At 67.3% G+C, this 25,395-nt stretch carries 24 protein-coding genes; 17 read left to right on the plus strand and 7 right to left on the minus strand.

Annotation, left to right across the window (positions count from 1 at the left end; translation table 11 throughout):
* The first annotated feature begins 778 nt into the window (after positions 1-778).
* A complete protein-coding gene (locus tag PAA8504_RS19685; protein ID WP_108895853.1) occupies positions 779-1,402 on the plus strand; it encodes a hypothetical protein in 624 nt (207 codons plus the stop codon).
* A gap of 164 nt (positions 1,403-1,566) precedes the next feature.
* Here PAA8504_RS19685 and PAA8504_RS19690 read toward each other — a convergent pair whose 3' ends face one another.
* A complete protein-coding gene (locus PAA8504_RS19690; RefSeq protein ID WP_219928960.1) occupies positions 1,567-1,956 on the minus strand; it encodes a septal ring lytic transglycosylase RlpA family protein in 390 nt (129 codons plus the stop codon).
* Positions 1,957-2,096: 140 nt separating this feature from the next.
* On the opposite strand from PAA8504_RS19690, the gene PAA8504_RS19695 reads away from it, so the two are divergent.
* Positions 2,097-2,987, plus strand: coding sequence for a sugar kinase (locus PAA8504_RS19695; RefSeq protein WP_108895922.1), 891 nt, complete (start codon positions 2,097-2,099; stop codon positions 2,985-2,987).
* Here PAA8504_RS19695 and uxuA read toward each other — a convergent pair.
* Positions 2,984-4,183, minus strand: a complete 1,200-nt coding sequence (uxuA, locus tag PAA8504_RS19700) for a mannonate dehydratase (protein ID WP_108895855.1) — start codon at positions 4,181-4,183, stop codon at positions 2,984-2,986. The two genes, PAA8504_RS19695 and uxuA, sit on opposite strands and share 4 nt — an antisense overlap.
* 128 nt (positions 4,184-4,311) lie before the next feature.
* Here uxuA and PAA8504_RS19705 point away from each other — a divergent pair, with 128 nt between their 5' ends.
* Positions 4,312-4,899, plus strand: coding sequence for a hypothetical protein (locus PAA8504_RS19705; RefSeq protein ID WP_108895856.1), 588 nt, complete (start codon positions 4,312-4,314; stop codon positions 4,897-4,899).
* Between the two features lie 40 nt (positions 4,900-4,939).
* Positions 4,940-5,662 (plus strand): FadR/GntR family transcriptional regulator, encoded by a 723-nt coding sequence (locus tag PAA8504_RS19710; RefSeq protein WP_108895857.1) that lies wholly within the window; start codon positions 4,940-4,942, stop codon positions 5,660-5,662.
* A 58-nt stretch (positions 5,663-5,720) separates the two neighbouring features.
* Here the strand turns inward: PAA8504_RS19710 and PAA8504_RS19715 are convergent, their stop codons facing one another.
* Positions 5,721-7,901, minus strand: coding sequence for a methyl-accepting chemotaxis protein (locus PAA8504_RS19715; RefSeq protein WP_181375889.1), 2,181 nt, complete (start codon positions 7,899-7,901; stop codon positions 5,721-5,723).
* Between the two features lie 248 nt (positions 7,902-8,149).
* Here PAA8504_RS19715 and PAA8504_RS19720 point away from each other — a divergent pair, with 248 nt between their 5' ends.
* From PAA8504_RS19720 to kduD, 3 genes are read left to right on the plus strand one after another with little or no spacing between them, the layout of a single operon-like run.
* A complete protein-coding gene (locus PAA8504_RS19720; RefSeq protein WP_108895859.1) occupies positions 8,150-8,470 on the plus strand; it encodes a cupin domain-containing protein in 321 nt (106 codons plus the stop codon).
* Between the two features lie 17 nt (positions 8,471-8,487).
* The gene (gene kduI / locus PAA8504_RS19725; RefSeq protein WP_108895860.1) at positions 8,488-9,315 is read left to right on the plus strand and encodes a 5-dehydro-4-deoxy-D-glucuronate isomerase; all 828 of its coding nucleotides are present in this window, start codon (positions 8,488-8,490) and stop codon (positions 9,313-9,315) included.
* Positions 9,312-10,043: a 2-dehydro-3-deoxy-D-gluconate 5-dehydrogenase KduD gene (kduD, locus tag PAA8504_RS19730; protein ID WP_108895861.1), complete on the plus strand. Its 732-nt coding sequence runs from the start codon at positions 9,312-9,314 to the stop codon at positions 10,041-10,043. Before kduI ends, kduD begins: the two co-directional genes overlap by 4 nt.
* On the opposite strand, the gene PAA8504_RS19735 is transcribed toward kduD, so the two are convergent.
* Positions 10,040-10,894: a helix-turn-helix domain-containing protein gene (locus PAA8504_RS19735; protein WP_108895862.1), complete on the minus strand. Its 855-nt coding sequence runs from the start codon at positions 10,892-10,894 to the stop codon at positions 10,040-10,042. The two genes, kduD and PAA8504_RS19735, sit on opposite strands and share 4 nt — an antisense overlap.
* Before the next feature lie 162 nt (positions 10,895-11,056).
* On the opposite strand from PAA8504_RS19735, the gene PAA8504_RS19740 reads away from it, so the two are divergent.
* The 10 genes from PAA8504_RS19740 to PAA8504_RS19785 are packed head-to-tail and all read left to right on the plus strand — an operon-like array spanning position 11,057 to position 21,160.
* Entirely contained in the window at positions 11,057-12,448 is a 1,392-nt protein-coding gene (locus PAA8504_RS19740) for a family 4 glycosyl hydrolase (RefSeq protein WP_108895863.1), read from the plus strand.
* The gene (locus PAA8504_RS19745; RefSeq protein ID WP_108895864.1) at positions 12,448-13,332 is read left to right on the plus strand and encodes a carbohydrate ABC transporter permease; all 885 of its coding nucleotides are present in this window, start codon (positions 12,448-12,450) and stop codon (positions 13,330-13,332) included. Before PAA8504_RS19740 ends, PAA8504_RS19745 begins: the two co-directional genes overlap by 1 nt.
* Complete coding sequence (locus PAA8504_RS19750) at positions 13,332-14,249, plus strand: carbohydrate ABC transporter permease (protein ID WP_219928961.1); 918 nt, start codon at positions 13,332-13,334, stop codon at positions 14,247-14,249. The genes PAA8504_RS19745 and PAA8504_RS19750 overlap by 1 nt, the downstream gene beginning before the upstream one ends.
* Complete coding sequence (locus PAA8504_RS19755; protein ID WP_108895866.1) at positions 14,249-15,373, plus strand: ABC transporter ATP-binding protein; 1,125 nt, start codon at positions 14,249-14,251, stop codon at positions 15,371-15,373. The genes PAA8504_RS19750 and PAA8504_RS19755 overlap by 1 nt, the downstream gene beginning before the upstream one ends.
* Positions 15,374-15,395: 22 nt before the next feature.
* Positions 15,396-16,661, plus strand: coding sequence for an ABC transporter substrate-binding protein (locus tag PAA8504_RS19760; protein ID WP_108895867.1), 1,266 nt, complete (start codon positions 15,396-15,398; stop codon positions 16,659-16,661).
* A 51-nt stretch (positions 16,662-16,712) separates the two neighbouring features.
* Positions 16,713-18,227, plus strand: coding sequence for a polygalacturonase PglA (pglA, locus tag PAA8504_RS19765; RefSeq protein WP_108895868.1), 1,515 nt, complete (start codon positions 16,713-16,715; stop codon positions 18,225-18,227).
* On the plus strand, positions 18,218-19,312 hold the full coding sequence (locus PAA8504_RS19770; RefSeq protein WP_108895869.1) for a glycoside hydrolase family 88/105 protein: 1,095 nt from the start codon (positions 18,218-18,220) through the stop codon (positions 19,310-19,312). The genes pglA and PAA8504_RS19770 overlap by 10 nt, the downstream gene beginning before the upstream one ends.
* A complete protein-coding gene (locus tag PAA8504_RS19775) occupies positions 19,309-20,523 on the plus strand; it encodes a pectinesterase family protein (RefSeq protein WP_108895870.1) in 1,215 nt (404 codons plus the stop codon). The genes PAA8504_RS19770 and PAA8504_RS19775 overlap by 4 nt, the downstream gene beginning before the upstream one ends.
* A gap of 56 nt (positions 20,524-20,579) precedes the next feature.
* Entirely contained in the window at positions 20,580-20,759 is a 180-nt protein-coding gene (locus PAA8504_RS19780; protein ID WP_108895871.1) for a hypothetical protein, read from the plus strand.
* Positions 20,760-20,803: 44 nt separating this feature from the next.
* Positions 20,804-21,160: a hypothetical protein gene (locus PAA8504_RS19785; RefSeq protein ID WP_108895872.1), complete on the plus strand. Its 357-nt coding sequence runs from the start codon at positions 20,804-20,806 to the stop codon at positions 21,158-21,160.
* 8 nt (positions 21,161-21,168) lie between these two features.
* Here PAA8504_RS19785 and PAA8504_RS19790 read toward each other — a convergent pair whose 3' ends face one another.
* The 3 genes from PAA8504_RS19790 to PAA8504_RS19800 are packed head-to-tail and all read right to left on the minus strand — an operon-like array spanning position 21,169 to position 25,393.
* The gene (locus PAA8504_RS19790) at positions 21,169-22,689 is read right to left on the minus strand and encodes a UxaA family hydrolase (RefSeq protein ID WP_108895873.1); all 1,521 of its coding nucleotides are present in this window, start codon (positions 22,687-22,689) and stop codon (positions 21,169-21,171) included.
* Positions 22,686-24,104: a mannitol dehydrogenase family protein gene (locus PAA8504_RS19795; protein WP_108895874.1), complete on the minus strand. Its 1,419-nt coding sequence runs from the start codon at positions 24,102-24,104 to the stop codon at positions 22,686-22,688. Before PAA8504_RS19795 ends, PAA8504_RS19790 begins: the two co-directional genes overlap by 4 nt.
* A gap of 8 nt (positions 24,105-24,112) precedes the next feature.
* Entirely contained in the window at positions 24,113-25,393 is a 1,281-nt protein-coding gene (locus PAA8504_RS19800; protein ID WP_108895875.1) for a TRAP transporter large permease, read from the minus strand.
* Positions 25,394-25,395: the final 2 nt, after the last annotated feature.

Consider the following 25,395-nt stretch of genomic DNA (forward strand, 5'->3'; position numbering starts at 1 on the left):
CCCCGTCAATGTCGCCGACCCGCAGCCGGACAACCTCGCCCGCCCGCATGTCGCAGCCATGGGCCAGCGACAGCATCACCCGCGTCTTCAGGCTCGGTGCCCAGAGATCATGCCGCCGAAGCGTCACGCGGAACAGAAATTTGACGCCAGTCATGGTCTGGTTCCGCGTGCAGATGCTGGTGCCCGTTTCGACAAGATGCTGAAAGTCTCTCACATCATCCGGCGTCGCCGTCTTCGGTGACCGCCCGAGCCAGGCCGCAAACCGCTTGCAGGGGGCTGGTCTGGGATGCAGGGCCAAGAGTGCGCGCAGTCATGTCCGCAATCACGCGCGCGCGCAGCAGCGTCATCGGTGTGGAATGCTGAACATGCATGGGACAAATCCTCTGCTCATCGAGGCAAAATCACCTCGATCAACAGCACACACCCAACATCCCGAAACGCCAAACAAACTCCGATTCAGCGCAGCCTCCGCCGAACGCGCCCTATCGCGAAGCGATTTAGTGATCGAGCCCAAGCCGAGCATTCGGCAGCGTGCAGCGAACAGCCGCACCGACCGGTGAGGCACAAACGTCCCAGAACCTTAGAGGTTTTGCTGGGGTTAGTAAGAGCTAAGGCGCTGAGCCGGGCACGGGACAGAAAGCACCGCGTTAGACTTTGCCTGCGTATCTTTCATGCGTAGACTCGGCAAACATCAACAGAGTTGCTTGAACCAAAATTTTTTTGCTAGCGTCGTCCTATTCAAAGCTTAGCGACGCCTAGCCTAAAGGAAATTTGGCTTATGATCACCAGATTGATTCTACCCTTCTTTGCCATGATGTTTGCAACCTCGGCGATTGCGGATCCGTTTGTCAGGACCACAGATCAATTTGGCTTTTTCGGCATCGATATTGCTGAAGAGTTCCGGCTGGGCGCAACATGCTCGGTTTCAAATGGGGAAATACGGGATGCAACGGACTTTATCGAGCTCTTGCCAGCGGTAGGAAACTACCTTGCCTATGGAACCAAGTTATTCTCCCTCAAGAAAGGCGCGGCTGCCTGTGGAGTTGGCCAATATCAGAGTAAGGCGAGGTTTTACGAGCTGGCGGAATCCAATGGTATCAATATGGATATCAGGACATATGCGGCAGGCGTCAAGATAGGAGGCGGGTCCCCTTCTTTTTTCTGCAGGAAATTTGCAATCAACCGGCTTGGATACTGTTATGAAGTCATCGGCTTGAACGATAACGCTGATGGCGCCGAGGCCGACGGTGTTTCCGCCTGTATTGAGGTGAACGCCCATTCAGGGCGCCCGATTCAATCCATTGTGGTGTTTGCGGGCAATGTGCCAGATGAAGTTTCAAGCCAATGGAATGGACCAAATAAGGCCTTGGTCGAGCAAAAATGCGCTGACCGGAACTACTGAGCTTATCAGTAGAATCTAACTTCCCTGTGAAAGCCGACTGTCGTTAAATGGCAGGAAAGTCCGAATTATACCGGACGCTGCGGCACACGTCCGGTTTCGGTTCGGAATGCTCAGGTCATACACTTCCAGATCCGCGCACCAGCCCTGGGGGGCTGGCGTCGGGATCAGGCCAGCACTTCGATCGTCACGGGCGCCACGCCGGTGTCCAGCAGGCCGATATCGGCGGCCGCCTCGCGCGAGAGGTCGATGACGCGGTCGGCGGCGAAGGGGCCGCGGTCGTTGATACGGACGATGACCGACTCGTCGGTATGTTCGTTCGTGACGCGCACTTCCGTGCCGAAGGGCAGGGACGGGTGGGCGGCGGTGTGGTCATGCATGTCGAAGGTCTCGCCATTCGCGGTCAGGTTGCCGTGAAAGCCGGGTCCGTACCATGAGGCCTCGCCCGCGATGACTTGCGTGACGGATGCGCCGTCATGGGCGGGGGCGATGGATGGGACCGCGAACAGGCAGCTGGCCGCGAGGGCGGTTCGGAAAAGCAGTCTCATACGGGTCATTCATCCCTCCGGGTGATTAATTCTGGGTTGGTCTTTACGTTGGGTCTCATTCCCGTCTTTCAACCGGGAAACCCGGTGGCATCTGGTCTTGACCGGGCGATTTCGGCTAGGACGGGGCGAGCTTGGGAGGGGGGCGCGTGGTGCCGAAACTGATCTGTGTGGGCGAGTGCATGGTCGAGCTGGCGGAGGTCGGCGACGGCACCTATCGGCGCGGCTTCGCGGGCGATACGTTCAATGCTGCGTGGTATGCGCGGCAGGCGCTGCCCGGGGATTGGGCGGTCGAGTATGCGTCCTGCATCGGGGTGGATGCGGTGTCCGACCAGATGGCGGCGTTCATGGCCGGCGAGGGGGTCGGGACGGACGCCCTGCGCCGGGTCGAGGGGCGGACCGTGGGGCTTTACATGATCTCGACCGAGGGGGGCGAGCGCAGCTTTGCCTATTGGCGCGGGCAGGCGGCGGCGAAGCTGTTGGCTGACGATCCCGACTGGTTGCGCGGCGTGCTGGGGCAGGGGGCGCATGTCCATTTCTCAGGGATCACGCTGGCGATCCTGGCACCGGACGCGCGGGCGCGGTTCCTGGACGTCCTGCGCGACGTGCGGGGGCAGGGGGTCGGCGTGTCCTTCGACACCAATGTGCGGCCGCGCCTGTGGGAGGATGCGGAGGTCACGCGCGCGGCGATGATGGCGGCGGCGGGCGTGTCGGATCTGGTGCTGCCCAGCTTCGATGAGGAAGAGGCGCTGTTCGGGGACGCGGATTCGGCGGCGACGGTGGCGCGTTATGCCTCCGCCGGGGCGGGGTCGGTCGTGGTGAAGAACGGCGCGGCGCCGATGCTGGGCTGGGACGGGGGCGAGACGGTGGAGGTGCCCGTGGTCCCGGTGGCGCGGGTCGTGGACACGACGGCGGCGGGGGATTCGTTTGCCGGCGCGTTTCTGGGTGCGCGGCTGACCGGCGCGGGATTGCGCGACGCGATGGAGCGGGCGGCGGCGGTGTCGGCGCGCGTGATCGGCGCGCCGGGGGCCTTGGTTCGTTAAGGGTGTGACAGGGCGGCGATGACGCCGCGCAGCTCGGCCAGGCCCTTCAAGCGGCCGATGGCGGGATAGCCGGGCTGGGCCTTGCGGGTCCGGTCGTCGAGGATGTCCTGCCCGTGATCGGGGCGGAAGGGGATCGAATGATCGCTGCGCCCGGCCTCGCGGCGGCGGGATTCTTCGCGCAAGACAGCGGCGATCACGGCGACCATGTCGGTGTCCCCGCCCAGGTGTTCGGATTCGTGGAAGGAGGGGCGGGGGCTTGGGTCCTCGCGCGTGGTATTGCGCAGGTGCAGGAAGTGGATGCGGTCGCCCAGGCGGTCGATCATGCCCGGCAGGTCATTGTCGGCGCGCACGCCCAGCGAGCCGGTGCAGAAGGTGATCCCGTTGGCGGATGACGGGACGGCCTCCATCACGGCGGCATAGTCGGCTTCGGTGGACATGATGCGCGGCAGGCCCAGAAGCGGGAAGGGCGGGTCGTCGGGGTGACAGCAGAGGCGCAGGCCAAGCTGGTCGGCGGTGGGGGTCACGGCCTGAAGGAAGGCGATGAGGTTGGCGCGCAGGGTTTCGGCGTTGATGGCCGCGTAATCGGCCAGGCGGGCGCGGATGTCGGCCATCGACAGCGTCTCGGCCGCGCCGGGCAGGCCGCAGACGACGTTTCGGGCGATCGCGTCGCGCGCGGTGTCGTCCATGGCGGCGTGGCGACGGGCGGCTTCGGCGCGGGTGGCGTCGTCGTAGTCGGCTTCGGCATCCTGGCGGCCCAGGATGTGCAGGTCGAACGCGGCGAAATCGAGGAAGTCGAAGCGCATGCAGGTGGCACCCGACGGGACCTCGTGCGCGAGGTTCGTGCGGGTCCAGTCGAGGACGGGCATGAAGTTGTAGCACACCGTCTGAATCCCGGCGGCGGCCAAGGCGTGCAGGCTGTCGCGCCACGCGTCGATATGGGCGGGGGCCTTGGCGGTGGCCAGCTTGATGTCTTCCGACACCGGCAGGCTTTCGACCACGTCCCATGTCAGGCCCGAGGGGCGGCCGTCGCTGCGGGTCGCGACCTGGCGCTGGCGGGTGGCGATCTGATCCTCGGTCCAGGCGGTGCCGGGGGGGACGTGGTGAAGTGCTGTGACCACGCCTTCGGCGCCCGCGGCGCGCACGTCCTCGATCAGGACCTTGTCGTCCGGTCCGAACCATCTCCAGGTTTGTCGCATCAGTTCCCCCCCTTGGTGTCGAAACTAGGATACTAGTATGCCGGGCGGGCGGCAAGCGGTGCCGGGCATGGTCCAAGGTCGCGTGCGCCTGCTATGCACATCCCGGAACCAAGGGAGAGGGTTGGCCGATGGAATTGCCCGACACGATCACGCACTACCATTCCCGATCGGACCGGCCGTTCCAGAACCTGAGCGATCTGCCACCCGACGCATTGGCAGAGGTGCTTGCGGCGTTGAAGCGCCGCAAGGCGCGCGACCCGGCGTTCAGACGGGTGTTCGGCGGGCGGTACATGGAGTTTCGGCGCAGAACAGAGGACAAGATGCGCACGCTGTTCGAAGCGCGGGGCGGCAAGCCGGACCGGCGGTCGCCGCATTACTTCGTGCTTGGCGACTGTCCCTGGTTCGCGGGGCTGTATCCCGACACCGGCACGGTCACGCTGGACTGGCGGTCCCTACCGCGCGCGCAGGCCAGTTTCACCTATCCCGACAGTTTCGTGGCGATGCGGCTGGGTCCGGAGTACGGTTTGCCCCCCGAGCCCGTGCAACCCTATCACGACCGGGTCTTCTTTCTGGACGAGCTTGCCGAGGTCGTGGCGGCGCATGGGCTGCCGGATGGTGCGGCGGACGCGGATTACGAGGGGTATCACGCGCGCCGGTTCGAGACGTATATCGAGGTGCAGGTCTGGGCCGATCATCCGGTCGCCGGGATTGCGTGAGGCGGGCGGAATGGCCCCTTCGGGGGAGGGAGGAGGGATCATGGCACAGACGACGCCGGGGCGGCGGGGCAGGATGGTGCTGGACCTGGTCGCCGATCTGCGCGGGCGGATCGCCACAGGCGAGTTTCCCGTGGGCAGCCGCTTGCCAAGCGAGGCGAAGCTGTGCGCCGAGACGGGGGTCAGCCGGACGGTTCTGCGCGAGGCGGTGGCCGCGTTGCGCGCTGACGGTCTTTTGGAGCCGCGACAGGGATCGGGGGTCTATGTCACCGCCCCTCCCGAGGTCGAGGCGGGGGCCTTTCGCGACGTGGACCCGTCGCGCGTGTCGTCGGTGATCGAGATCCTCGAGCTGCGCATCGCGTTGGAGGTCGAGGCGGCGGCGCTGGCGGCGCGGCGACGCTCGGCCCGGCAGGAGGAGGAGATCGTCGCCCGGTTCGACGAGATGGAGGCGCTGATCGCGGCGGGCGACACCTCGGTCGACGCGGATTTCGCGCTGCATGTTGCGATCGCGCGGGCGTCGAACAATAGCCGGTTCGAGGAATGCCTGACCCTGATCGGGCCGAACGTCATTCCGCGCCGGTCGGTGCGTCCGGGCGGCACCCGGACTGCGGATCCGGAGTATCTGCGGCTTTTGTCGCGTGAGCATCGCGAGATCGTTGCGGCGATCCTGGGTGGCGATGACGCGGCGGCGTCGCGGGCGATGCGCCAGCACCTGCAAGGCAGCCTGGCGCGGTATCGCGCGCTTCTGGGGCGCAGGACGGACTGAGCCGCCCCCGCCGCAGGGATGACGGGGGCGCCAGAGCGCCCCCGATGCCCCGCACGGCTTAACCGGCGTAGCGCTGGAAATCCGCGTCTGACACGGCCTCGGGGTCGAGGTCCATGTCGAGGTCGATATGCCCCGTAGGCGCTGGCGCCGGCCGGGCGGGCGTCAGCGCGGTGACCTTCGGGCGCGGGGCGTCATTCGCGGGTTTGGCCGGGGCCGGTTTGGCGTGCGGTGCCGTGGCGGTCGTGTCCGCCAGGGCCGCCAGCTTGAAGTAGGAGATCACCCCGTTGAGCTGCTGGGACTGGGCCGCGAGTTGCTGGCTGGTCGCGGCCGATTGTTCCGCCGCGGCCGAGTTCTGCTGGATCACGGTGTTCAGCTCGCGGATGGCGAGGTTGATCTGATCGGCGCCGGTATTCTGTTCGCGCGTCGAGGCCGAGATTTCGGAAACCAGGTCCGCCGTGCGCTGGATGTTGGGCAAAAGCGCTTCGAGCATGCGTCCCGCCCGGCCCGAGACGTCCAGGGTTTCGGCCGAAAGCTGGCTGATCTCGGTCGCGGCCTGACTGCTGCGTTCGGCCAGTTTGCGCACCTCGGACGCGACGACGGCGAAGCCCTTGCCGTGAGTGCCGGCGCGGGCGGCCTCGACGGCCGCGTTCAGGGCCAGAAGATCGGTCTGGCGCGCGATCTCCTGGATGATGGTGATCCGCTCGGCGATGGTCTGCATCGCGGTGACCGCCGTGCTCACCGTTTCGCCCGACTTGCGGGCGTCGTCGGCGGACTGGCTGGCGATCGCTTCGGTCTGGGCGGCGTTGTCGGCGTTCTGGCGGATGTTGGCGGCCATCTCCTCCATCGAGGCGGAGGCTTCTTCCACGGCGGCGGCCTGTTGGTTGGTCCCCGAGGAAAGCTGTTCGGCGGTGGCGGCCATGTTCGAGGCGCCGTCGGCCACATGCGCCGCGCTGACGCCCGCGTTCGAGATCACCTCGCGCAGTTTGTGCACCATCTTCCGAAGCGCGAGGCCCAGCCGGTCCTCGGGCGAGCGTGGCGTGACGTCGACCTCGAGCTCGCCCATGGCGATCCGGTCGGCGATATCGGCGCGGGCGCGCAGGCTGGCGGCCAGGCGTTCCACGGCGCGCAGGACCGCGCCGATCTCGTCCCGGCGGGTCGATTCGGTGCTGGTGAACTCGGTCGATCCGGTTTCCAGCAGGTCCACCGTGCGCGTCATCGCCGCCATGCCGGTCAGGAACGCCCGGAGCGCGAACAGCGCGATCAGCAGCGCCGCACCGATCGCCGCCCCGCCCAGCGTGAGGATCACGATAAGCTGGCGCCGCTCGGTCGAGATGGCGCGCGTCAGGGAGTGGGCGCCCTCGGCGATGATCTGGTCGTGGACGTTCTTGATCAGGTCGAGGCGCTGGGTCGCGGCGGCGAACCAGTCGGCCCCGTCGATGCCCTGGCCGTCCTTCGTTTCCCCGATCGTCGACAGTACCGCGCGCCAGTCCGTCACCTGCTGGACCGCCGGGCCCTGCACGGTCCGCTCGAAAAGCGCGCGGTCCCCTTCGGACGCCTGGGCGTGGAACCGGTCGAGGGCCATCTGCTCGCCGGTCAGACGGGCGAGGTAGGTCTGGAACGCTTCGGGCGTGACCGTCCCGGTTGCCGCCTGATTGAACAGGGCCGCGCCGAACGCGCGTTCGAGGCCGCCATGCTCCTTCGCCTCGACCAGCGAGACATAGGGCTGCAATTCGCGCGCCACCTGGAGGTTGGGGCTGTAGGCCACGGTGTTGCGGATGACGTCGATCAGCTCGTCGATGCGGGCGGTGTAGAACGCCGCGGCCTGGCCCGGGGTGTCGAGCGTCGTGGAGACCCGGGTCCGGAACTCGGGCACGCCGTCGAGCCCGGTTTCGATCCTGGACAGGTCGGTGCCGAGGGCGGGGATTTCCTGTTCGATGCCGCTGTCGCGCAGGAAGGCGGCGAAGCGCGCGCGTTCGGCATCGACCGCCCGGCGTTGGTCCTGAAGGGCCGTGGCGAGGTCGTCGGGGCGGCCGGCGGTGATGTACCCGACACTGCGGCCACGTTCGACCTGGAGTTCGTGGACCAGGTCGCCGGCCTTGTCGGCCAGCCCGACGACGCCCCCCAGATCGTGGAGCTTTGTCAGCTCGCGCTTGTGTTCGACCGCGAGAACACCGAGCAGGCCGAGAGTGGTGAGGAGGGGGATGACGATCGCGAGGGCGACCCGAAGCTTGAGGTTCATGAGGGAACCCTTCCGAGAAAATCTATGACATCTGCCAACGGAATCAGGGGGATAAGCCCGTGACTCCATTTAGACGGGGACGTCATAGATGAGACACTTTAACGCATCGTTGCCGCAGATCAGGAATTCTGCCCCCGCCCCGGTGAAGCGGGTCGGGCTGTGATTTCATATTGGTATGATGAATTTCGGCTTGCATCATATGATGGCGCGATGCCACCACTCGCGCGACCGGACTGGAGGGGACCCCGATGACTGACCTTTTGCAGACCTACCCGGCGGCGCACCCCGATCCGGGCGTCACCCGGCAGGTCTTGAGCGACGCGCCCGAGCTGATGGTGGTGTCCTTCAGCTTCGAGGCGGGGGCCGAGGGCAAGCTGCACGATCATGTGCACGTCCAGTCGACCTATATCCGCGCGGGGCGGTTCCGCTTTACCGTGGGCGACGATACGTTCGAGGTCGGCCCCGGCGACAGTTTCGTCATCCCGTCGGGCGCGCGGCATGGCTGCGTCTGCCTGGAGCCGGGCGAGCTGATCGACACCTTCACCCCGCGCCGCGACGATTTTCTTTGATCCATCCGGAGGACCCAATGACCATTCACGCCGAAACCCGATACGCCATCGATCCCGCGACGACCAAGACGCTGGACACCCAAGGCCTGCGCGACCACTTCCACGTCCCCGGCCTGTTCAAGGAGGGCGAGATCAAGCTGGTTTATTCCCATTACGACAGGCTGATCCTGGGATCGGCCGTGCCGGGGGGCGGGTCGCTGGTGCTGGACGAGGTGCCGCAGACCGGGACGCCCGGCTTCCTGGACCGGCGCGAGGCGGGGATCCTGAATATCGGGGCGACCGGCACCGTAGAGGTGAATGGCGAGACGCACACGCTGGAGCGGGGCGAGGTGCTGTATGTGGGCCGCGGGTCGGGGGCGATCACGTTTTCCGGGGCAGGGCGGTTCTATGTCCTGTCGGCGCCCGCGCACCGGGACTGCCCGACCAAGCTGATCAAGCTGGCCGATGCCCGCCGGGTCGAGCTGGGAAGCCGTGAGCAGGCGAACGAGCGCACGATCATCCAGTTCCTGCACCCCGAAGTGTGCGAATCCTGCCAGCTTCTGATGGGGTATACCCAGTTCGCGGACGGGTCGATCTGGAACACCATGCCCGCCCACCGGCACGACCGCCGGATGGAGGCTTACCTGTATTTCGAGCTGCCCGAGGATGCGCGCGTCTTCCACCTGATGGGCGAGCCGTCCGAGACGCGGCATATCGTGATGGGCAATGAAGAGGCCGTGATCTCTCCGCCGTGGTCGATCCACTCGGGCGCGGGCACGGCCAGCTATACGTTCTGCTGGGCGATGGCCGGGGACAACGTGGACTTCACCGATATGGACATGATCGACATGGGGGACCTGCGATGAGCGGGCCCTTCGACCTTTCGGGCAAGCGCGCGCTGGTCACGGGGGCCAATACCGGGATCGGGCAGGCCATCGCGGTGGGGCTGGCCGAGGCGGGGGCGCATGTGATCGCCGCCGGCCGCCGGTCCTGCGCCGAGACGGTCGAGAAGGCGAACGGCCGGGCCGAGGAGATGATCCTGGACCTGGCCGATCCGGTCGCCGCGGCGGGCGCGCTGCCCGGCGATCTGGATATCCTGGTGAACAACGCGGGCATCATTCGCCGGGCGGATTCGGTGGATTATACCGAGGCCGACTGGGACGACGTGATGGACGTGAACCTGAAGGCCGTGTTCCTGATGTGTCAGGCGTTCGGCAAGGCCGCCATCGCGGCGGGGCGCGGGGGGCGGATCGTCAACATCGCCTCGCTTCTGTCGTTCCAGGGCGGCATTCGCGTGCCCGCCTATACCGCGTCGAAACACGGGGTTGCGGGGCTGACGAAGATCTTCGCCAATGAATGGGCGGGGCAGGGGATCAACGTGAACGCGGTCGCGCCGGGATATATCGCCACGAACAACACCGAAGCGTTGCGGGACGACCCCGAGCGGTCGAAGGCGATCCTTGACCGGATCCCGGCGGGGCGCTGGGGCGATCCGGCGGATATCGCGGGGGCGGTGACGTTCCTGTGCACACCGGCGGCGAACTATGTCACGGGTGCCGTGCTGAACGTCGATGGCGGCTGGCTGGCGCGCTAGGGCTCCTCACGCTCGGTTGCGCGGGGGTGGAAGCACGACGGCGGCTCGCCGATATGGCGCTTGAACATCCGGCTGAAGAAATAGGGGTCGGAATAGCCAAGCTCGGCCGCCACCTCCTTGACCGAAAGGCCGACGTCGAGGCGGGAGATCGCGAACTCCATCCGTTTGAGGTCACGGAACTTCTGCGGCGTCATGCCGATCTTTTCCGAGAACGCGCGGCGGAAGTAGTCGGGGTTGTAGGGGACGCTGTCCAGCGCCTCCTCGACCCCCGCGCCCAGGGGATCCGACGACAGGCGCGACGCCACGAACATGATGTGCAGCGACAGCTGGTCCTGGCTTTGGACGGCGGCGTCCTGCGTGCCCCAGCCGAGGAAGGCGTCTTGCAGGAAGGACAGCAGGATGACCATGAACTGGTGGTGCTGGGGCAGGGTGGTCGCACCGGGCGGCGCGGTCTCGCGGTAGAGGCGGACCAAGGGTTCGAGCGTCGCCCACTGGCTGAGGGCGACCTTCCGGCGCAGCTGCATCTGGGCGATGAGGTCGCCGCGGCCGAACAATTCCAGCGAGAAATGCTGCGCCACGCCGGTATAGGTGTCAGGCCCACCGCCGTGCCAACCGTGGAAACGCGTGTAGGCGGGGATCAGCATCGCCTCGCCCGGGGCCAGCGGGATTTCGGCCTCGCCGATGCGATAGACGCCCGACCCTTCCAGCGGGATCACGAGGTCATGAACCGGGTTCAGCTTGTCGATCCGCCACGTCCGCCCGTGGCTCATCCGGATCGCGGAACGGGCGAGTTTCAGGCGCAGCGCGTCGGGGGGCAGCAGCGTCAGGGGGAAATGTTCGATTTCGTCCATCAATTTCTGTCATACAAGTCATTCTGGCGCGGGTCCATGCCGCGTAATGTGAAACCAAGAGGAATAATCGGCCCGAATCCACGATTCCGGGACCGATCGGGGAGGAGAGGGCCGTAAAATTGCGTGGGATAGCCCTGCGCGAGGGATCGGACCGCGTGTGCCATGACGAAACCTGAATATCAGCCCGTGACCATCGCCTATATTGGTGGCGGGTCGCTGAACTGGGCGCCGGGGCTGATGGCCGATCTGGCCGCCGACGACCGGCTGGCGGCCGAGGTGCGGCTATACGATCTGGATGCGGGCGCCGCACAGCGCAATGCGGCGATGGGGGCGCGGTTCGCCGAAGTCTCGACCGGGCAGGCGGCGCGCTACAGCGTGGCAGGCTCGCTGGCCGAGGCGCTGCGGGGCGCGGATGTGGTCGTCGTGTCGATCCTGCCGGGCCGGTTCGAGGATATGGCGCAGGATATCGGCATCCCCGCGCGATACGGCATCCCGCAGGCGGTGGGCGACACCGTGGGGCCGGGGGGCTTCGTGCGGGCGATGCGCGCCATCCCGATGCTGGCCGAGATAGGCGCGGCCATCGGGGAACACGCGCCGAACGCCTATGTCTGCAACCTGACAAACCCCATGAGCGTGCTGACCGGCGCTTTGTTCGCGGCCTTCCCGGGCATCCGCGCGTGGGGCGAATGTCACGAGGTCACGAAGCTGCGCAAGCAGGTGGCCTGGATCGCCAACCGCGCGGCGGGGGCAGAGGTCGCCACCCATCGCGACGTTGCGGTCAACGTGATGGGCGTGAACCATTTCACCTTCGTGGACCGGATTTCGCTGGGCGGGCGAAACATGATGCCCGCCTACCGCGCCTTCGTGGAAGAGTTCGCAGACGCGGGCTGGACCGCGCAGCCTGTCGACCCCGAGGACGAGCATTCGCGCTATTTCGAGGATCGTTCCCGCGTGAAGTTCGACCTGACGCGGCGCTTTGGCATCGCGGCGGCGGCGGGCGACCGGCACCTGGTCGAGTTCCTGCCGGCCGATCAATACCTGCACGATCCGGCGGGCTGGGATTTCGGGCTGACGCCGGTGGATTACCGCCTGCGCGATCAGGCCGAAAAGGCGGCGCGCGCCACGGCATTGGCCGACGGTACAGCCTCGCCGGTGGCGAAACGGTCCGACGAGGCGCTGATCGACCAGATCGCGGCGCTGATGGGCGGCGGGGCGCATCTGTCGAACGTGAACCTGCCGAATACCGGGCAGGTCGAGAACCTGCCCATCGGCGCGGTGGTCGAGACGAACGCGCTGTTTTCGGGGCTGGGGGTGCAGGCGGTCCATGCCGGGCGTCTGCCCGATGCGCTGGCCGCGATCACCGCCGACCATGCAGACCGCCAAAGCGCGCTGTTGAAGGCGGTGCTTGCGGGCGAGGCGGGGGCGCTGTTTCCACTGTTCCACGCCGATCCGCTGGTCGCCCCGCTGGAGGAAGCCAAGGCCCGCGCGATGTTTTCGGAAATGGTCGCCGCCACGTCCGCGTGGCTGCCCGAGACTCTGCGGGGGGCGGCCTGATGGGGGGCGACAGCAAGTATTTGGGGCTGTGGTATGTCTCTCCGTATATCCTGGGGTTCGCGATGTTCACCGCGTTCCCGTTCATCACGAGCTTCTACCTGAGTTTCACCGATTACGACCTGCTGAGCGCGCCGGAATGGGTGGGGCTGGAGAATTACGAGAAGCTGTTCGAGCGGGACCGGACCTTCAAGAAATCCCTGTCGGTGACGCTGACCTATGTCGCGCTGACCGTGCCGCTGAAGCTGACCTTTGCCTTGTTCATCGCGGTGGTGCTGAATTACCGGCTGCGCGGGATCAACGTGTTCCGCACGGCGTATTACGTGCCCTCGATCCTTGGCGGGTCGGTCGCGATCGCCGTGCTGTGGCGGTACATCTTCGCCGAGGCCGGGCTGGTCAACATGATCATCACCATGCTGGGGGGCGAGCCGGTCAACTGGTTCGGGGATCCGGGCAACGCGCTGTTCACGATCACGCTGCTGCGCTGCTGGCAGTTCGGGTCGGCCATGGTGATCTTCCTTGCCGCGCTGCAATCGGTGGACAAGTCGCTGTACGAGGCGGCCAGCATCGACGGGGCCGGGCCGTGGCAGATATTCCGCAACATCACCCTGCCGCTGATCACGCCGGTGATCTTCTTCAACCTGATCATGCAGACCGTGCAGGCGTTCCAAGAGTTCAACGGCCCCTACATCATCACGCAGGGCGGCCCGCTGAAGTCCACCTACCTTCTGCCACTTTATATCTATGACGAGGCGTTCAAGAGCTTCGACATGGGCTATGCCAGCGCGATCGCGTGGGTGCTGTTCCTGATCATCATGGTGCTGACCCTGCTTGCCTTCTGGTCGTCGAAGAAGTGGGTCTACTACGCCGGCGACAAGAGGAGCTGATGATGGTCACGCTTTCCGATCTTCCCGACCAGTCCCGCGCCGACCGCACGCCGCCCACGCCGCTTGAGCTGAAGCTGCGCCGCCAGAGGCGGGTCAGTTCCGCGATCCGCTATGTGCTGCTGATCGTGGTCGGCCTGATCATGGTCTATCCGCTGCTGTGGCTGGTGGGGGCCGCGTTCAAGACGAATTCCGAGATCTTCAACTCGCCCTGGTTCTGGCCCGCGCGGCCGACGCTGGAAGGCTTCCGCGAGGGGTGGGAGACGTCGACGCCCTATAATTTCGGGCATTTCTTCCTGAACTCGATGTGGATCGTGATCCCCAAGGTGATCGGCACCGCGATATCCTGCACGCTGGTGGCTTACGGGTTCGCGCGGTTCGAGTTTCCGGGCAAGAAGATCCTGTTCGCGATCCTGATCGCGACGCTACTGCTGCCCGACGTGGTCACGCGCATCCCGCAATACCTGCTGTTCCGCGAGCTTGGCTGGCTGGATACCTATCTGCCGCTGTTCGTGCCGTCATGGGTCGCGGGGGATGCGTTCTTCGTCTTCATGGTGATCCAGTTCCTGCGCGCCATCCCGCGCGAGATGGAGGAAGCCGCGCGTGTCGACGGGGCCAACACCGCGCAGACGCTGATCTTCATCGTGGTGCCGATGCTGATGCCGGCCATCATCTCGGTCTGTCTGTTCCAGTTCATGTGGACGATGAATGACTTCCTTGGGCCGCTGATCTACATCTCGTCGGTCGAGAAATACCCGGTGTCGATCGCGCTGAAACTGTCGATCGACGCGACCGAGGCCTTCAACTGGAATGCGATCCTGTCGATGACGGTGCTGGCGCTGATCCCGTCGCTGGTCGTGTTCTTCCTTGCTCAGAAATCCTTCATCGAAGGCATCTCCACCGGGGGGGTCAAAGGCTGATGGCCGAACTTCAACTGAAATCGCTGGAAAAGAAATACGGCAACGGATTCAAGGCGGTCCACGGCATCGACCTTGAGGTGCAGGAGGGCGAGTTCATGGTCCTCGTCGGGCCGTCGGGCTGCGCGAAATCCACCACGCTGCGGATGATCGCGGGGCTGGAGACGATCACCGGGGGCGAGGTCCGGATCGGCGACAACGTCGTCAACGATCTGGTGCCCGGCAAGCGCGGCATCGCGATGGTGTTCCAGAACTACGCGCTTTACCCGCATATGAAGGTGCGGCGGAACCTGTCCTTCGGGCTGAAGATCAAGCGCCAGCCGAAGGACCGGATCGAGGCCGCGACCGGTGAAGTCTCAGGGATCCTGGAGATCGAGGAGCTGTTGGAGCGGCTGCCGAAGCAGCTGTCGGGCGGGCAGGCGCAGCGCGTGGCGCTGGGGCGCGCGCTGATCAAGCAGCCCGAGGTGTTCCTGTTCGACGAGCCGCTGTCGAACCTGGATGCCAAGCTGCGCGCGTCGATGCGGGTCCGGATCACCGACCTGCACAAGCGCCTGCGGGACGAGGGGCGGCCCGCGACGGTGGTCTATGTCACCCACGATCAGGTCGAGGCGATGACCATGGGCGACCGGATCTGCGTGATGAAGGACGGCCACATCATGCAGGTGGCCGATCCGCGCACGCTGTACGACCGGCCCGCCAACGCCTTCGTCGGCGGCTTCATCGGCATGCCCGAGATGAACCTTGTCCCCGCCGTCCTGACCCGCGACCCCGACCTGCGCTTGACCGCGGGCGGCCAGAGCGTCGCGGTCCCCGACGGACTGGCGCACCGGTTGGGCATCCCCGACGGGGCGGTGACCATGGGCCTGCGCCCCCAGCACCTGACGCTGGTCGCGCCGGGCAGCGACGGCGCTTTCGACGCCAAGGTCGTCAATGTCGAGTTCATGGGCCACGAGATCAACGTCCACGCCAGGCTGGGCGACGCCGTGCTGGTCGCGGTCGTCCCCACGGGCGGCATGGGCGCGGAGGTGTCGCGCGGCGACCTGATCGGGCTGCGTCCCGACGGCGCGCGCATCCATCTTTTCGATGCCGAGACCGGCAAGAATGTCTCGCTTACCAATCACCACTGATCGTCTAGGGAGGAACACGACGATGACCACACGTATCCTGAGCCTCGCGCTCGCCACGACTGCGCTTGCGGGCGCTGCCAATGCCGCCGATCTGCGGATGTCCTGGTGGGGCGGCGACAGCCGTCACGAAGCCACGCAAGCCGCGCTGGAAGTCTGCGGCGAGAAGCATGGCCACACCATCAGCCCGGAATTCACCGGCTGGTCGGGGCATTTCGAGAAGGTCGCCACCCAGATCGCGGGCGGGACCGAGGCCGACATCATGCAGATCAACTGGCCCTGGCTGCCGATCTTCTCGAAGAACGGGGACGGGTTCGCGGACCTGCGCGAGCTGTCGGACACCATCGACCTGAGCCAGTGGTCCGATGCGCAGCTTGAGGCTGGATCGGTCGGCGGCACGCTGAACGGGCTGCTGGTATCGACCACCGGACGGCTGTTCGTGTTCAACACTACCACCTGGGAAGAAGCGGGGCTGGAGCTTCCCACGACATGGGACGAGCTGATCGCCGCCGGTCCCGTCTTCGCCGAGACGCTGGGCGAAGAGTATTACCCGATGGAGGCGATCGGGCTGGATGCCGCGCTGATCGTCACGCTGTACGGCACCCAGAAGACCGGCAAGTCGCTGATCGACGCCGAGACGAACCAGATCAACTGGACCGTCGAGGAGATGACCGACGCCATCGAGTTCTATCAAAGCCTCGTGGACAACCACGTGATCCTGCCATGGCGCGATCAGCTGGCCTCGGGCGTGCAGGCGCTGCACGAGAACCCCAAATGGACGAACGGCGAGATCGCCGGGACGTATCAGTGGGATTCGACCTATTTCAAGATTTCCGATCCCCTGGCCGAGGGGGAAGAGATCGAATACGTGGGCCTGCTGGATCTGGACGGGCAGCAGACGCCGGGCATTTATCGCAAGGCGTCGATGGTGTTCTCGATCTCGGCCAATTCGGACAACCAGCAGGCGGCGGCCGAGGTGCTGAACTGCCTGCTGAACGAGCCCGAGGGCGTCGCCGCCATGGGATCGGCGCGCGGGGTTCCCGCGTCGAAAGCGGCGCTGGAGCAGTTGCAGTCCGAGGATGCCATCGCGCCCGAGCAGGCCGACGCGCAGGCCAAGATCCTGGAAGCCGAAGGCCCGGCGATCCACCCGTTCATGGAGCATCCGGACGTGCGGTCGGCCATGCAGGACAACCTTGAAGCCTTCGCCTACGGCCAGATCGACGCGGCCACGGCGGCGGACGAGATGCTGTACGCCATCGAGGAAGTGCTGACGGACAATTTCGACAGCTGATCCAACCGGGGCCGGTCCCTTTCGGGGTCGGCCCCCACACGGTTTTATTCCATGCCCGATCTGTCCCTCATCGCCGTGTCGCCCTGCACGGCCACGTTCCTGCTGACCCCCGACGGCACCCGCTTCGCGCTGCCCCGGCCGCTGGACTGGCGGATCGAGGATGCGTCGGGCGCGCTGGTCCGCGAGGGTCGCGCCGAGGTCGCGCCGCTGTTCGTCGAGGGGTTGTTGCCCGACGCGGGGTATACGCTGGTGTGCGGACCGAAGCGGCTGGCGTTCCGCACCGCGCCTTGCGCCGGTCTGGTGGCAGCCGCCGATCACGGGGTCGATCCGGGCGCGCCCGACAATACCGACGCGCTGGCCCGCGCGGTGGCGGCGGTGCCCGAAGGGGGCACGCTGGTCCTGCCGGTGGGACGCATCGCCAGCGGGCCGGTCTTCCTGCGCCCCCGCATCACGCTGTGGCTGCCCGAGGGCTGCGTGCTGGCCGCGCACGGGGACCGCTCCGGCTGGCCCATCCTGCCCGCCCGCGAGGGGGGCCGCGTCATCGGCACGTGGGAGGGGCTGCCCGAGGCGAGTTTCGCCGCGCCCCTGACCGGCGTGGGCTGCGACGGCCTGATCCTGACCGGGCGCGGCACGCTGGACGCGGGTGGCGACCGGGGCGACTGGTGGTCCTGGCCGAAGGGGACGCGCGACGGCGCCCGCCGCCCCCGCGCACTGTTCCTGGCGCATTCGGACGACGTGCAGATCAGCGGCCTGACGGTGATGAACGCGCCCTCGTGGACCGTGCATCCGTATCGCTGCGACCGGCTGACCGCCGCCGCCCTGACCATCCGCAACCCCGCCGACAGCCCCAACACGGACGGGCTGAACCCCGAAAGCTGCGTCGATGCGCGGCTGGTGGGGCTGGATATCTCGGTCGGGGACGACTGCATCGCGGTGAAGGCGGGCAAGCGCGGCCCGAACGGAGAGGGCGACCACCTGTCGCCCACGCGCGGGCTGGTCATCGAACAGTGCCGCATGGCGTTCGGGCACGGCGCGGTGGTCATGGGGTCCGAGATGTCGGGCGACATCACCAATGTCACCATCCGCGACTGCATGTTCGAGGGGACCGACCGGGGCCTGCGCGTCAAGACACGGCGCGGCAGGGGCGGGCAGGTCGCGCGCATCGCGCTGGAGCGGATCGCGATGGACGGCGTCGCCACGCCCGTCGCGCTGAACCCGTTCTATTTCTGCGACGCCGACGGCAAGTCCGACGCGGTGCAGTCCCGCGACCCTTCGCCGGTGGGCATCGGCACGCCGCGCCTGCGGGATATCACTCTGACCGATATCACCGCCACGGGCGCCGGTCCCGTGGGGCTGGCCGCGCTCGGCCTGCCCGAAGCGCCGATCGAGCGTGTGACCCTGACCCGCGTGCGCATCTCCTTCGCGGACGACGCCGTGCCCGAGGTGCCCCTGATGGCGCTTGGCGTGCCCGAGATGCGCCACGTTCCGCTGTTCGCCGTCCATGCCGACATCACCGGCCGGATCGAGACCCCAGCCCAAAATCCGACGGAGCCCGCATGGACCTGACCGCCTATTTCGACGCCTATGCCCGCGATCACAGCCCCTACAAGGGCGGTGCGTGGTGTTACGAGGATGGCTGCATCTATCGCGGTCTGGAATGCCTGCACCGGGCCACGGGCGAGGATCGCTGGCTGGCGCATCTGGTCCGGCTGGTCCGCGCGCAGGTCGGGCCGGGGGGTGAATTGTCGGGGTTCGATCCCAGTGCGTACAACATCGACAATATCCTGTCGGGGCGGGCGTTGCTGTATCTGGATCAGGTTGAAGGTGATCCGGTCTGGCTGGCCGCCGCCGACCGGCTGGCCGATCAGTTGGCCACCCATCCGCGCACGCAAAGCGGGGTTTACTGGCACAAGCTGCGCTATCCCTGGCAGGTCTGGCTGGACGGGATCTATATGGGCGCGCCGTTCCAGATCGGATACGGGCTGCGCACCGGGCATGGGGCTTTGGTCGACGACGCGCTGCGGCAGGTCGAGACGGCGCTGGACATGACGCGGGTGCCGGAGACCGGGCTTTACGCCCACGCCATGGACGAGGCGCGAAAGCAGCCTTGGGCTGACCCGGAAACGGGCCACTCGCGCGCGCATTGGGCGCGGGCGCTGGGGTGGCTGGCGATGGCGCTGGTCGACATCGCCGAGCTTGTTGGGCAGGCGCGCTTTGCGCCGCTGCGCCCCGCGACCGAGGCGCTGCTGGACCGCATTGCGGCGCTGCGGATGCCGGGCGGGCTGTGGTTGCAGGTGATCGACCGCCCCGATCTGGCGGGGAACTATCCCGAAAGTTCGGCCTCGGCGATGGTCGTCTATGCACTGTCGAAGGCGGTGCGGCTGGGCCTTTGGCAGGGCGACGCCGAGGGCATGCGCGCCGCGCTGGAGGCGCAGGCGATGGACGCCGAAGCGGCGCGCATGGTCGAGATTTGCGAGGTCGCGGGCCTTGGCCTGTTCGAGGGGCGGATGCGCGACGGCAGCGCGGATTACTACCTGACCGAGGCGCGCGTGGCCGACGACGCCAAGGGGGTCGGCCCGATGATGATGGCCGCGGCCGAGGGGCTGCTGGCCGAAATGCCCGCGCAGAAACGCGCCGTCGCCGGGGAATGACCGGGGACGCGGTCGACGCCACCGCCGTCCTGTCCCGGACCGGCGATGCGGGGGGCGAACGGCATGATCCGTGGGTCCCTTGGACGGTGACGGATGCGTCCCCCGACGAGGTTATCCACCCGCGCGACTTGCAAGCAGCCATCGACCGGGCCGTGGTCACGGGGGTGCGCCGCCATATCCGCCTGACGCGGGGCGAGGGGGAGGGGCCGGTGATCGTGCCGCGCGCCGCGCCGCCCCTGACGATCACCGCCCCCGACGGTGCGCGCCTGTCTGCCGCCATCGACGCGCAGATGCCGGGGGCCGAGTATCGCCGCCGGTTTGCGGGGCGGTTCGACGGCTCACCGCCCCCCGTGCGCGCGGTGGTGGATGCGATCTGCGCGAGGGACATCATCACCACCCACAATTCGGGCGTCGTCAGGATCGAGGCCGACGACACCACCCTGCGCGGTCTGACGGTCGAGAATACCTATGCCTGCGACCGCGCCGCCGCCGCGCCCGAGGGGGCCGTGCCCGACGCGCGGGGGCGGTTCGCGCAAGGCCAGCATCAGGCGGTCGCGCTGCATGTCGCGGGGGCCGACCGGGTGCATCTGGAGGGGCTTGTGTTGCTGTCGTTCCAGGACACGCTGTATCTGCAACATCCGCGCCCGTTCTCGACCGCGCGGACGTATCTGACCGGGTGCGAGATCGCGGGGGACGTCGATTTCATCTTCGGGCAGGCGACCGCAGTGTTCGACCGGTGCCGCATCACCTCTCGCGGGGAACGTGGGGCGTCCACGTGGGTCGCCGCGCCTGCGACGAACATCGCGACGCCCTTCGGCTTTGTCTTCGACCGCTGCACCTTCGACGATGACGGGCATATCGCGGCGGGGGGCGCTTTACTGGGGCGGCAGTGGTTCGAGGGGGTGCGAACCTCGCCATATCGCGGGGATCTGGACTGCCGGATGGCGGACGTGTCGGGACAGGGGACGATCAGCTGCGCGACGCTGGAATCGGTGGGCAAGTGCCGGGTGCAGAACTCGGTGCTGGGCGCGCATCTGGCGGGCGATCCTTGGGGGCCATGGACCGGGCCGGACTCGGCGCGCCACCGCCCGGTGCAGCGGAACCGGGCCGAAATGGCTGGGCTGCTGGGCGCATGGCTGGCGCGCGAGGGGGTGACGCTGCCCGAAAGTGCCGGGCCGTGGCTGGGTGTCGCGGATTGTATTCGGGACTGAGCGGACGGCGGCGGATGTGCTAGGGTTCCCGCGCACAAGCCAAGCAGAGGTGCCCCATGCCGATCCCGATTTTTGTCCTGATCCTACTGGCGCTGCCCTCAATCGGGTGGGCGCAGTCCCATGACGGACCCTCGGCCCCCTATGCGGGGCTGCAGGAGCGTGAGATCGCGGGCCTGTCGGCCGATGACATCGCCGAGCTGCGCGCCGGCGGGGGCTGGCGCTGCCGGCCGAGCTGAACGGCGTACCCGGCCCCGCCCATCTGCTGGAGCTGGCGGACCCAATGGAGCTGAGCGCGCAGCAGGTCGCCCGGATCGAAGCCATCGAGGCGCAGATGCGGGCCGAGGCGATCGAGGCGGGGACGCGCCTGATCGAGGCCGAAGCCGCGCTGTCGGGGGCGTTCCGCGACGGCATGCCCGACCGTGAAACGCTGGTCCAGCTGATCGCCGCGGCCGAGGCCGCCCGCGGCGATCTGCGGTTCATCCACCTGTCGCGCCACCTGGAGACCCAGCCCATTCTGAGCGAAACGCAGACCCGCCGTTATGGCGTGTTGCGGGGATATGCCGACGATCCATGCGCCGCCGGTGCGCCCGACGGGCATGACGCGGCCAACTGGCGGCGCCATAACGGGTGCATGTGAGGCGCGGCCTACATCACCGCGCCGATCTGCCAGGGCACGAATTCGTGGTCGCCAAGCCCGAGCGTTTCGGATTTCGAGGGGCGGCCGGAGGCGGTGGCGACGATCAGGTCCAGAAGCTCGGACCCCTTGTGTTGCAGGGATACGCCTGACGAGACGATGTCGCCGCAGTTGAGGTCCATGTCCTCCTCCATCTGCTGAAAGAGGCGGTCGTTCGTGGCCAGCTTCAGCGTCGGCGCGGGTTTCGATCCGAAGGCCGAGCCGCGGCCGGTGGTGAAGACGATCAGTTGCGCGCCGCCCGCGATCTGGCCGGTGGCCGAGACGGGATCGAAGCCGGGGGTGTCCATGAACACGAGCCCCCGGTCGCGGACCTGCTCGCCGTACTGGACGACGCCGTTCAGGGGGGTCGATCCGGCCTTGGCCACGGCGCCCAGCGATTTTTCGAGGATCGTCGTCAGACCGCCCGCCTTGTTCCCGGGCGAGGGGTTGTTGTCCATCGTGCCGCCATGCATCTGGGCGTAATTCTTCCACCAGGTCAGACGCTCGACCAGCGCATCGGCGACGGCGGGAGAGGCGGCGCGGCGTAGAAGAAGCTGTTCGGCGCCGTAGATCTCGGGCGTTTCGGACAGGATCACGGTGCCGCCATGCCCGACCAGCAGGTCAGAGGCGACTCCGAGCGCAGGGTTCGCGGTGATCCCCGAATACCCGTCCGAGCCGCCGCATTGCAGGCCCACGGTCAGCGCCGACAGGGGCTGCGGCGTGCGGCGGGCGCGGGCGAGGTCGGGCAGCATCTCGGCCACGCGGGCGACAATATTCGCCACCGTGGCACGGGTGCCGCCGGTGTCCTGGATGGTCAGGCCGTGGAAGCGTTCGGAGCCGTCGCCGCCGAAGGTCGCGCGCAGGCGGGCGATCTGCATGACCTCGCAGCCCAGGCCCACGAAGATCGCGGCGGCGACGTTCGGGTGCGTGGCGGTGCCCCAGAGGACGCGCTGGAGGTTCTCCCACCCCGGGCCTTCGGCGGCCATGCCGCAGCCGGTGCCGTGGGTGACGCCGACGATGCCGTCGATGGTGGGGTGGTCGTCCAGCATTCCCGACCGTTCGATCGCGTCGGCGGCCTGCCGGATCACGGTGGCCGAGCAGTTCACGGTCGAGACCAGCGCGATCATGTTGCGCGTGCCGACCCGGCCGTCGTCGCGCAGATAGCCGTCGAAGGTCCGGGGCGCAGTGTCGGGAATTGCGGCGCGGGCGGCGTCCAGATCCTGGCCGATCTGGTAGGTCTCGTCATGGCCGCCCATGGCGCAGTTGTGGGAATGGATGTGGGCGCCGGGGGCGATGTCCTCGGTCGCCAGCCCGATGACCTGCCCGAACTTGCGGATCGGGGCACCGGTTGCGATGGCGTGGCGGGCCAGCTTGTGACCGGTCTGCACACGCTTCGTAAGCGCCGCGCCGGTGCCAAGGGGTGTGGCCCCTTCGGCGGCGGGGGCGGTCAGGATGGCGACGTCGTCATCTGGGTGCAGGGTGATGGCGGTCATGCGACATAGGCTTTCACGGCGGCGGCGGCCCCGTCGCGGGTCAGGCGATCATGGGCGGCCGCCACCGCGTCGCGGAACCGGTCGTCCCGCGCGAGCTCGGCCGGGAAGATGTCGCTGATCGCCAGCACGTTGCCCACCGGATCGTCCGAGGTCGCCGCGTCGCGCAGGCGGTCGGCCATGGGGTCGCGCACGTCGATGGGCCGCCCCTGCTCGTCCGTGCCTGAGACATAGCGGATCCAGCCCGCCACGGCGAGGCAGAGGCCCTGCGGGATCACGCCGCGGTTCAGGTTGTCCGCAATGGTGCCCAGCATCCGTTGCGGCAGTTTCTGGCTGCCATCCATGGCGATCTGCCACGTCCGGTGACGGATGCCGGGGTTGCGGTAACGCTCCAGCAGCGCGTCGGTATAGGAGGGCAGATCCTCGCCCTCGGGCTGGGGGAGGGTCGGGACGATCTCGGCGCTCCACATCTTGCGGCAGAGGGCGGCGAAATCGGGGTCGGCCACCGCATCGGCGATGGTCTGGTGCCCGGCGAGATAGCCCAGATAGGCCAGCGTCGAATGGGTGCCGTTGAGGCAGCGCAGCTTCATCAGCTCGTGCGCCTCGACATCGGCGACCATCTGCACGCCGACGCGGTCCCAGGCGGGGCGGCCCTGGGGGAAGTCATCCTCGATGACCCATTGGCGGAAGGGCTCGTGGTTCACCATCGCTTCGTCGCGATAGCTTTCGGCGGCCTCCAGTTCGGCGATGTCGTCTTCGGTCGTGGCGGGGGTGATGCGGTCGACCATGGTCGAGGGGAAGCGGACGTTGCCCTCGATCCACTCGGCCAGGGCCGTGTCGCGGGTGCGGGCGAAGTCCAGCACGATCTCTCGCGCCAGCTTGCCGTTCGAGGGGATGTTGTCGCAGCTGAGCACCGTGAAGGGCGCGTGATCGGCGGCGCGACGGCGGGCCAGCGCCTCGACGATATAGCCGGGTGCGGATTTCGGCGTGCCGGGGTTCGCGATGTCGTGGGCGATGTCGGGGTGATCGCGGTTCAGCCGACCCGTGGCCGGGTTGTGGCAATACCCCTTTTCGGTGATCGTCAGCGACACGATGCGGATGGCGGGGTCGGTCATGGCGTCCAGCACCGCGCCCGGATCCTCGGGCGCGACGAGGCAGCCCGTGATCGCGCCGATCACGCGCGCCTCCTTCGCGGCGGGGCCAAGCGTCACGGAGGTGAAAGCGCAGTCCTGCGGGGCCAGCTGGTCGCGGGGGCCTGCGCTGCGCAGGCTGACGGCCAGGATGCCCCAGTCGCCGCCCTGCGCCTGCATCGCCTCGTCGGTATAGACGGCATTGAAGCCGCGGAAGAACGCGCCGGGGCCAAGGTGGACGATGCCGGGCTTGGGCGCGGGCGTGGTGCGGGTCAGACGGTCGGTCATGGGAACTTTCAGCGGAACAGGGCAGGCAGCCACAGGGACAGCGCCGGGATATAGGTGACGAGCATCAGCGTCATGAAGGCGGCGAAGTAGAACGGCCAGATCGAGCGCAGGACCTGCCCGATCTGGATCTGCCCCACCGCGCAGCCGACGAACAGCACCGCGCCGACAGGCGGCGTGCAGAGACCGATCCCGAGGTTCAGGATCAGGATGATGCCGAAATGCACCGGGTCGACGCCATACGCGGTCGCCACCGGCAGGAAGATCGGCGTGGTGATGACGATCAGCGGCGACATGTCCATGAACGTGCCCAGAAGCAGCAGGATCAGGTTCAGAAGCAGCAGGATCACGATGGGGTTGTCCGAGACACCCTTCAGCCACGTCACCAGATCGGCCGGCACGCGCAGATAGGCCAGAAGCCAGCCGAACGCCGCCGCCGCGCCGATCACCAGCAGCACCATGGACGAGGTGCGCACGGCGTGCATGGTCGCGGCCACGAATTCCGACCACGGCAAGGACCGATACACCAGCAGCGTCACCGCGATGGCGTAGATCACAGCGATGCACGAGGATTCCGACGCGGTGAACACGCCCGACCGCACGCCGCCGAAGATGATCGCCACCAGGATCAGGCCGGGGGCCGCGTTGATCAGCAGGAAAAGGGCCGCACGCGCGCCGGGGAACGGCTCGGTCGGGTAGCCGCGGCGGCGGGCGACGAACCACGCCGAGATCATCAGCGACACCGCCAGGATGATGCCGGGGATGATCCCCGCGGTAAACAGATCCGCGATGGACAGACGCCCGCCCGCGGCCAATGAGTAGATGATCAGGTTGTGCGACGGCGGCAGCATCAGCGCGATGATCGACGAGGTCACCGTGATGTTGACCGCATAGTCCCGCCCATAGCCCCGTTCGGCCATCTGCGGGATCATCAGCCCCCCGATGGCCGAGGTGTCGGCCGCGGCCGAGCCCGAGATGCCGCCGAACAGAACCGACGCGGCGATGTTCACCTGCCCCAGTCCGCCGCGCATATGCCCCACGGCCGCGCCCGCCAGGGCCACCAGCCGTCTGGCGATGTCGCCGCGGACCATCAGCTCGCCCGCGTAGATGAAGAACGGAATCGCCATGAGGGCGAAGACGGAAATGCCGGAGTTCAGCCGCTGGAACACCACCACGGGGGGCAGGCCGATATAGGCGATGGTCGCGAAGCTGGCCGCGCCAAGGCAGAAGGCGACCGGCGTGCCGATCAGAAGAAGCGCACCGAACGTGCCGAACAGGACCCAAAGTTCCATGA

Origin of the sequence: Palleronia abyssalis (assembly GCF_900302445.1) — a bacterium.
Taxonomy (GTDB): domain Bacteria; phylum Pseudomonadota; class Alphaproteobacteria; order Rhodobacterales; family Rhodobacteraceae; genus Palleronia; species Palleronia abyssalis.